Below are 7,707 nucleotides of genomic sequence, written 5' to 3'. Positions count from 1 at the left end.
TGCCCGCGCCGGTCCGGCGGGCCCCGGGGGTGCGGGCTGTTCGGGCACCGGCACCGGGCCGGTGGGCGGCACGATCGTCGGGACCGAGTCCGTGGGCGGCAGCAGGCCGACCGCGCCGCGGTGCTGTCCGACGTGAAAGGTGATCCGGGGCCCGTCGGGCTTGCCGATGTTGAGGCTCCGGCCGTCGTCGATGTCGAGGGCCGCCACCCGCCGGCCGTCGACGAACACGCCGTTCATCGAGTTGTTGTCGACCGCGACCCACCGGCCGCCCTCGAAGCGCAGCAGCAGATGGGCGCGGGCGATCAGCGGGTGCGCCACCCGCAGGTCGGCACGCAGGTCGCTGCCGACGACGACGTCGCGGCCCGGCGCGAAGTTGGCCGTCGACCGGCCGGAGCGAACCGTCAGCACGGGCCGATTCACGGGCGGTTCAGCGGCGCTTGAGGCGGATCTTCCACCAGACGATGGCGGTGTAGGCCACGCACAGCACCCCGAGCATGGCCATGTCGAACAGCCACGCGCTGGCCTTGTGGTCCCAGTGCTGATCCTTCGGGTCGGTCGGGCCGGGGATCAGCCGGTGGGTGTCGATCGTCGACGCCGACGCCGCGAAGCCCCACCGGGCGGGCGTGAGCCACGACAGTTGGTCGAGCAGGATCCGGTCGGTCACCCAGATCATGCCGCCGGAAAACACCAGCTGGCTCATGATCGACACCACCAGCATCGGCATGATCTGGTCCTGCGATTGGGCCAGCGCCGACAGCGCCATGCCGAGCAGCGCCGACGCCACGCACGTCGCGGCGACCGTGACGAACAGCTCCAATCGGACGTCGCCCAGCAGCACGGGCCCGGAAAGCGGCTTGCCCCAGCCGATCACCGAGATGATGGTGGCGATCGCCGCCTGGACGATCGCGAACGCGGAGAACACCACGATCTTGGCGGCGATGTAGGCGGCCGTGGACAGGCCGACCGCCTGTTCGCGGCGGAAGATGGGGCGCTCGCCGACGAGGTCGCGGATGGTCAGCGCGGTCCCCATGAACACCGCCCCGACGTTGAGCATGACCAGGATCTGGTCGGGCTGGGCGGGGTTGTTGCCCAACGGATCCGACATGCCGTACCCGCTCTTGCCGCGGACGGTCAGGGTCAGCACACCGATGAGGAACGGCAACAGCGCCAGGAACACCGTGTACCCGCGGTCGGACACCACGAGGCGGACCTGGCGGCGGGCGACCGTCCAGAACTGGCGCCGCACGTCGGTGTGGGTCGGTTCGCCGAGGTCGGCGGCGGGGCTGTGTTCGGAGGGGGCCGGCGGCGGCCGGTGCTCGGCCAGAAAGCGACGGTTGGCCTCGTCGGGGTCGGCGCCCACCTTGGCGAAGATGTCGGCCCAGTTGGTGGTGCCCATCGCCGCACCGATCTGGCTGGGCGGCCCCAGAAACGCCGTCTTGCCGCCCGGGGCCACCAGCAGCAGCTGGTCGCACACGTCGAGGTAGGACACCGAGTGCGTGACGATCAGCACCACGCGGCCGGCGTCGGCCAGCTGGCGCAGCATCATCATCACCTGCCGGTCCAGCGCCGGGTCCAGGCCGGTGGTCGGCTCGTCGAGGATCAGCAGCGACGGCCCGGTCAGCAGCTCGAGCGCGACCGAGGCGCGCTTGCGCTGCCCGCCGGAGAGCTTGTCGACGCGGGTGTCGGCGTGCTTGGTGAGCTCGAGTTCCTCGAGCACCTGCGCGACGACCTGCTCGCGGTCGGCCTTGCTGGTGTCGGGCGGCAGCCGCAGCTCGGCGGCGTAACCCAGCGCCTGGTTCACGGTCAGCTGCCGGTGCACGACGTCGTCCTGGGGCACCATGCCGATCCTGCTGCGCAGCGAGGCGTACTCGGTGTGGATGTTGTGGCCCTCGAAGGTGACCGAGCCGGAGCTGGGGCTGGTGTAGCCGGCGACCACCCGCGACAGCGTGGTCTTGCCGGCGCCGGATCCGCCGATGATGGCGGTCAGCGTCCCGGGGCGGGCGGTCAGCGAGATGTTGTTGAGCAGCCGCTTGCCGTCGACGTCGAAGCAGACCGAGTTGACCTCCAGCCCGCCGGTGCGCGTCGCCGCCTCCGTGCGGCGCACCAGGGTCTCGCCGTTGAAGACGAGGTCGACGTTGCCGATCGTGACCACGTCGCCGGCGGTCAGCACCGCCGAGCCGACCCGCACGCCGTTGACGAACGTCCCGTTGACGCTGTGCGCGTCCCGGATCTCGGTGCCCAGCGGCGTCTGCGTCAAAAACGCGTGGTGGCGTGACGCCAGCACGTCCTGGATGACGATGTCGTTGTCGGTGGCCCGGCCGATCGTTTGCGCCTCGGCCGGCTTGGGGATGGCCCCGGACCGCGACGACCGCAGCGCCTGGAACATCTTCGTCGCCAGGTTGGCGACCTCGGGTGGCTTGGCCGAGCTGGGCGACATCTGGGTCTCTGGCGCCGCCGGCGAGGCCGCCATCTGCGGTGGTGCCTGGAAGTTAGGCGGTGGCGGCGCGCTGGGCGGATACGCCGGGGGCCGGCCGCCCCCGCTGGTCGGGTACACGGGTTGCCCCGGCGCCTGCGAGGCCGGCCACGCCGTGCCGGAGTGGGCCACCGCCGGGATGCCCATCGACTCGGTGCGCGGCGGCCGCCCGGCCAGCCCCTGGTGGCGGCCCACCTCGAAGGTCAGCTGCGGGCCGTCGGGGTTTCCGATGTTGACTCTCTGGCCGTCGTGGATCTCGACCACCGGCACCCGGCGCCCGTTGACGAAAGTGCCGTTGAGCGAGCCGTTGTCGATCGCCAGCCACCGGCCCTGGTCGTAGCGCAGCAACAGGTGGGCGCGCGAGATCAGCGGGTGCGTGATGCGCATGTCGGCCCGGAGATCGCGGCCGACGACCACGTCGTGACCCGCTGCGAAGGTGCGTTCCGACCCGTCACTACGAACGGTCAACGCCGGTGGGGCTGGTGCACTCATTGGCACAACTGTAGCTTGTAGCGCCGCCGTCACCCGGTGGCGTGGATCGCGTCCGGCGCCCCCGTCACCACGCACCGAGTGCGGCTGTAGATGGTCGCCATGCACCGGTTGCAGTGGGTGCAGGCCGAACGCACGCTGTGCCGCGCGCCGTCGGCGGCGATGCGGTTGATCAGGTCCGGCTCGGCCAGCAGGGCCCGGCCCATCGCGACGAACTCGAATCCCTCCGCCATGGCCAAATCCATCGTTTCCCGGTTGGTGATGCCGCCCAGCAGGATCAGCGGCATCGTCAGCTCGGCGCGAAACAGCTTGGCGTCGCGCAGCAGGTAGGCCTCCCGGTAGGGGTACTCGCGCATGAACTTCTTGCCCGTCATGCGGATGCCCCAGCGCAGCGGCGGGGAGAAGGCGCCGGCGAACTCCTTGACCGGCGCGTCGCCGCGGAACAGATACATCGGGTTGACCAGCGAACTGCCGGCGGTCAGTTCGATCGCGTCCAGGCCGCCGTCGTCCTGCAGCCATTTGGCGGTGGTCAGCGATTCCTCGGTGCTGATGCCGCCGCGGACGCCGTCGGCCATGTTGAGCTTGGCGGTGACCGCGATGGGCGCCCCTTCTTTGTCGACGGCGCGCCGAACGGCCATCACCAGCCCGCGGGCCACCTTGGCGCGGTTTTGCAGCGACCCGCCGAACTCGTCGTCGCGCCGGTTGATCAGCGGCGAGAGGAAGGCGCTGGCCAAATAGTTGTGGCCCAAGTGAATTTCGACCGCGTCGAAGCCGGCTTCGATGGCCAGCCGTGCGGCGTTCGCGTGCGCGGCCAGCACGTCGTCGATGTCGTCGCGGGTGGCCTTCTTGGCGAACCGCATGCCGATCGGGTTGAAGAACCGGACCGGTGCCAGCGCGGTGGCCTTGTTGGAGCGGGCGTTGGCCACCGGGCCCGCGTGCCCGATCTGGGCGCTGACCTTCGCGCCCTCGGCGTGGATGGCGTCGGTCAGCCGGCGGAACCCCGGCACCGCCTCCGGGCGCATCCAGATCCCGTTGCCCTCGGTGCGGCCGCCGGGGGACACCGCGCAGTAGGCGACGGTGGTCATGCCGACGCCGCCGGCGGCGGGGAGCCGGTGGTACTCGATCAGGTCGTCGGTCACCAGCGCATCGGGCGTACGCGCCTCGAACGTCGCCGACTTGATCGTCCGGTTGCGCAGCGTGATCGGCCCCAGCTTGGCCGGGCTGAGCACGTCGGGAGGGCTGGACATATCGGGAGCCTAATGGTGATCGCGAGCGGGCGGCCAAGCCGGGCGCGGTGGGTCACCATCATCGATCTCTGCCAGACTGTCAGCCGTGGGCGCAATCACGCTGGACGGCAAGGCCACCCGGGACGAGATCTTCGTCGACCTCAAAGAAAGGGTGGCCGCCTTGACGGCCGCCGGCCGCACACCCGGGCTGGGCACCATCCTGGTCGGCGACGACCCCGGGTCGCAGGCCTACGTCCGCGGCAAGCACGCCGACTGCGCCAAGGTGGGCATCACCTCGATCCGCCGCGACCTGCCCGCCGACATCGGCACCGAAGAGCTGCACGCCACCATCGACGAGCTGAACGCCAACCCGGAGTGCACCGGTTACATCGTGCAGTTGCCGCTACCCAAGCACCTGGATGAGAACGCGGCGCTGGAGCGCATCGACCCGGCCAAGGACGCCGACGGGCTGCACCCCACCAACCTGGGCCGGCTGGTGCTGTCCAACCCGGCGCCGCTGCCGTGCACCGCGCGCGGCATCGTGCACCTGCTGCGCCGCTACGACGTCGAGATCGCCGGCGCGCACGCCGTAATCATCGGCCGCGGTGTGACGGTGGGCCGCCCGTTGGGGCTGCTGATGACCCGGCGCTCCGAGAACGCCACGGTCACCTTGTGCCACACCGCAACCCGCGACCTCGCGTCCTTCACCAGGCAGGCCGACATCATCGTGGCCGCCGTCGGCGTCCCACACATGCTGACCGCCGACATGGTGCGTCCCGGCGCCGCCGTCGTCGACGTGGGCGTCAGCCGCACCCCGGACGGGCTCGTCGGCGACGTGCATCCCGGCGTGTGGGAGGTGGCCGGGCACGTGTCGCCGAATCCCGGCGGCGTCGGCCCCCTCACCCGCGCCTTCCTGCTGACCAACGTCGTGGAACTGGCCGAGCGGCAATGACGATGGGTGCCGCGATCCGGGCGCAGTGGCCAATCCTGTTGGTGGGGTTGACGTTTGCGGCGGCCTTTGTGCTGGCGGGGGCCAACTTCTGGCGCCGCGGTGCCCTGCTGATCGGGATCGGCGTCGGCGTGGCGGCGGTGCTGCGGTTGGTGTTATCGGACGAGCGGGCCGGGCTGCTGGTGGTCCGCGCCAAGGGCATCGACTTCGTGACCACCGCGACGGTTGCCGCGGCGATGGTCTACATCGCGTGGACCATCGACCCGCTGGGGACGCGCTAGTGGCGATCGCAAGCGCGGCGTAGCGGGGCGCGGGTCGCCACCATTGGACTAAATCCCCGGTATCCCGCCCATTCCCGGGAGCCCCGACGTCCCCGGGAGCCCGTACGTTCCCGGGAGCCCGTTGACGCCAGGCATTCCCGGGATTTGGGGCAGACCGGCGGTGGGGTTGCCGCTGGCTATGTTCGCCATCTCCTGCGGGCAGTACATCTGGATCGCGATGGTGGTGAACATCTGGGCCATCTGCGGGGACAAGCCGCGGTGGGCGACGCTCGCCGCGGCGGCGGCGAAGTTACCGCCCGGCTGGGCGAGCATCGGGCAGATGGACTGACCCACCGACATCGCGTTGCCCGGTTCGCCGAAGTCGATGCCGGCGTGGTTGAGCGCGTCGATGAAATTGTCGTCCGCGGGGTCGGCCTCGGCCGGCGCCGCGAAGGCGGCGGCCACGGTCAGCAGCCCGGCGGCCGCCGCGAGCAGGCGGATGGTCAGCGGCTGCTGGCGAAACGACCAATGCCAACCGTGTGTGCGTGCGAGTGTCTTCATGCCAGCCGCCCCTTCTGTCGAGGAGTGCACTTTTGGCACTCGAATCACGCTAAGAACTCTGATCCATAACTGTCACGTTTACAACACGGTGCGATTAAGGTTTGCGCAATAAGCGTTTCGTAAGACCGCCGCGGCCCGGGTGTCGGTTATTGGGCAACCCGGTTCGGCCACGGCTTGCCCGCGCGATCGCCAACCGATCGAGGCCACACTGTGATCTGACACTCGCGGCGAGGCCGCGCTTTTGGGTGCCGGATGGTTAAGAATCCGGCCCATGACGACGAATCACAGCCGTCCGATGGAGCTTTGCGGGCAGAGGGGGATTTCGCGCCAGGCGTTTCTTCGCGGCGCCGCCGGAATGCTAGCGGCGGGAGCGGTTTTCGGGACAACCCGCGCGGGGGCCGACGCCGGAAGCGGCTGGGCCGGGCTGGCGTCGTCGATCGGCGGTAGCGTGCTGCTTCCGTCCAGCGGTGCCCAATTCGTAAGCGAGAAGCAGGTTTTCAACTCGTTCTACAACAATTCCAATCCGGTGGCGGTGGTTACCGCGTCCTCGCAGTCGGACGTGCAGAAGGCGCTGTCCTTCGCCGCCGCCAACCAGCTCAAGGTCGCCCCGCGCGGCGGCGGGCATTCGTACATCGGGGCATCGAGCGCCAACGGGGTGATGGTGCTGGATCTGCGCCGGATGCCGGGCGGCGCCACCGTCGACGGCGCGGGCAACGTCACGGTCACGCCGGCGAGCACGCTGTACGCGGTGCACCAGGCGCTGGCGAGCGCCGGGCGGGGCGTCCCCGCGGGGAGCTGCCCGACGGTCGGCATCGCGGGCCTGGCGCTCGGCGGCGGCTTGGGGGCCGACTCCCGCCACGCCGGGCTGACGTGCGACGCGCTGCAGTCGGCCACGGTGGTGTTGCCCAGCGGCGAGGTGGTCACCGCGTCGGCCAATGATCATCCGGATCTGTTCTGGGCGCTGCGCGGCGGTGGCGGCGGCAACTTCGGGGTGACAACGTCGATGACGTTCTCCACGTTCGCAATCGGCGACACCGACCTAGTCCGGCTCGACTTCCCGCCGTCCTCGGCGGTGCAGGTGCTCGTCGGCTGGCAGTCGTGGCTGAACGCCGCGGACCGCAACCAGTGGGGCCTGGTGGACCTGTCCTTCGGGGGGAGCCAGCCGAACTGCCACGTGTTGGCCACCGCTCCGGCGGGCGCCGGCACGGCGATGACGGACGCTATCAAGTCCGCGGTTGGCGTGGCGCCCAGCGCCGTTCAGGCCAAGACGTTCGGCCGGATGGACCTGGTGATGTATTTGGCCGGTGGCAGCTCGACGCCGTCGCCGCGCGGATTCGTGGCCGGGTCCGATGTGATCTCGACCGTCAACGCCGCTGCGGCGCATGGGATTGCGACGGCCATCGGGGAATGGCCGTCGACCGCCGGGCAGGCATCGGTGCTCGTCGAGCCGTTGGGCGGTGCGGTGGGGGACATCGGCGCGGGCGACAGCGCGTTCCCGTGGCGCCAGCAGTCGGCGGTGTTGCAGTGGTATGTGGAGCCGGCGAGCAATGAGGTGGCCGCCGCGACGCAGTGGGTGAGCGCGGCACACCAAGCGGTGCAACAGTTTTCGGTCGGCGGCTACGTGAACTATCTTGAGCCCAACACGTCGGCGTCGCGTTACTTCGGTTCCAACCTCGCGCAGCTGACCACCGTGCGGCAAAAATACGACCCCAACCGGGTCATGTTCTCCGGGCTCAACTTCTGAGGCGC

The 7,707-nt window shown here is 70.1% G+C and carries 7 protein-coding genes; 3 read left to right on the top strand and 4 right to left on the bottom strand.

What is annotated here, in order from left to right:
* From AWC19_RS22490 to AWC19_RS22480, 3 genes are all read right to left on the bottom strand, one after another.
* The coding region (locus tag AWC19_RS22490) for an FHA domain-containing protein (RefSeq protein ID WP_142281353.1) at positions 1 to 408 on the bottom strand (408 nt) is incomplete at its 3' end.
* Between the two features lie 19 nt (positions 409 to 427).
* Positions 428 to 2,965: an FHA domain-containing protein gene (locus tag AWC19_RS22485; RefSeq protein WP_085080296.1), complete on the bottom strand. Its 2,538-nt coding sequence runs from the start codon at positions 2,963 to 2,965 to the stop codon at positions 428 to 430.
* A 29-nt stretch (positions 2,966 to 2,994) separates the two neighbouring features.
* The gene (locus AWC19_RS22480; protein ID WP_085080295.1) at positions 2,995 to 4,209 is read right to left on the bottom strand and encodes an NADH:flavin oxidoreductase; all 1,215 of its coding nucleotides are present in this window, start codon (positions 4,207 to 4,209) and stop codon (positions 2,995 to 2,997) included.
* An 85-nt stretch (positions 4,210 to 4,294) separates the two neighbouring features.
* Here AWC19_RS22480 and AWC19_RS22475 point away from each other — a divergent pair, with 85 nt between their 5' ends.
* Positions 4,295 to 5,140, top strand: a complete 846-nt coding sequence (locus AWC19_RS22475; RefSeq protein ID WP_085080294.1) for a bifunctional methylenetetrahydrofolate dehydrogenase/methenyltetrahydrofolate cyclohydrolase — start codon at positions 4,295 to 4,297, stop codon at positions 5,138 to 5,140.
* Positions 5,137 to 5,418 carry a DUF3017 domain-containing protein gene (locus AWC19_RS22470; RefSeq protein ID WP_085080293.1) on the top strand — a complete coding sequence of 94 codons (282 nt, stop codon included), beginning with the start codon at positions 5,137 to 5,139 and terminating at the stop codon, positions 5,416 to 5,418. The genes AWC19_RS22475 and AWC19_RS22470 overlap by 4 nt, the downstream gene beginning before the upstream one ends.
* A 48-nt stretch (positions 5,419 to 5,466) precedes the next feature.
* Here the strand turns inward: AWC19_RS22470 and AWC19_RS22465 are convergent, their stop codons facing one another.
* A complete protein-coding gene (locus AWC19_RS22465; protein WP_085080292.1) occupies positions 5,467 to 5,958 on the bottom strand; it encodes a DUF732 domain-containing protein in 492 nt (163 codons plus the stop codon).
* Positions 5,959 to 6,229: 271 nt separating this feature from the next.
* On the opposite strand from AWC19_RS22465, the gene AWC19_RS22460 reads away from it, so the two are divergent.
* Entirely contained in the window at positions 6,230 to 7,702 is a 1,473-nt protein-coding gene (locus tag AWC19_RS22460) for an FAD-dependent oxidoreductase (protein WP_085080291.1), read from the top strand.
* Positions 7,703 to 7,707 lie beyond the last annotated feature (5 nt).

Origin of the sequence: Mycobacterium palustre, from assembly GCF_002101785.1 — a bacterium.
Lineage (GTDB): Bacteria > Actinomycetota > Actinomycetes > Mycobacteriales > Mycobacteriaceae > Mycobacterium > Mycobacterium palustre.
Note: the sequence above shows the minus strand (reverse complement) of the source record. Positions and strands in the feature narration are given on the sequence as shown.

Coding starts and splice junctions, on each gene's coding strand:
- AWC19_RS22485 (WP_085080296.1), bottom strand. CDS start 2,965: ATGAGTGCACCAGCCCCACCGGCGTTGACCGTTCGTAGTGACGGGTCG.
- AWC19_RS22480 (WP_085080295.1), bottom strand. CDS start 4,209: ATGTCCAGCCCTCCCGACGTGCTCAGCCCGGCCAAGCTGGGGCCGATC.
- AWC19_RS22470 (WP_085080293.1), top strand. CDS start 5,137: ATGACGATGGGTGCCGCGATCCGGGCGCAGTGGCCAATCCTGTTGGTG.
- AWC19_RS22465 (WP_085080292.1), bottom strand. CDS start 5,958: ATGAAGACACTCGCACGCACACACGGTTGGCATTGGTCGTTTCGCCAG.
- AWC19_RS22460 (WP_085080291.1), top strand. CDS start 6,230: ATGACGACGAATCACAGCCGTCCGATGGAGCTTTGCGGGCAGAGGGGG.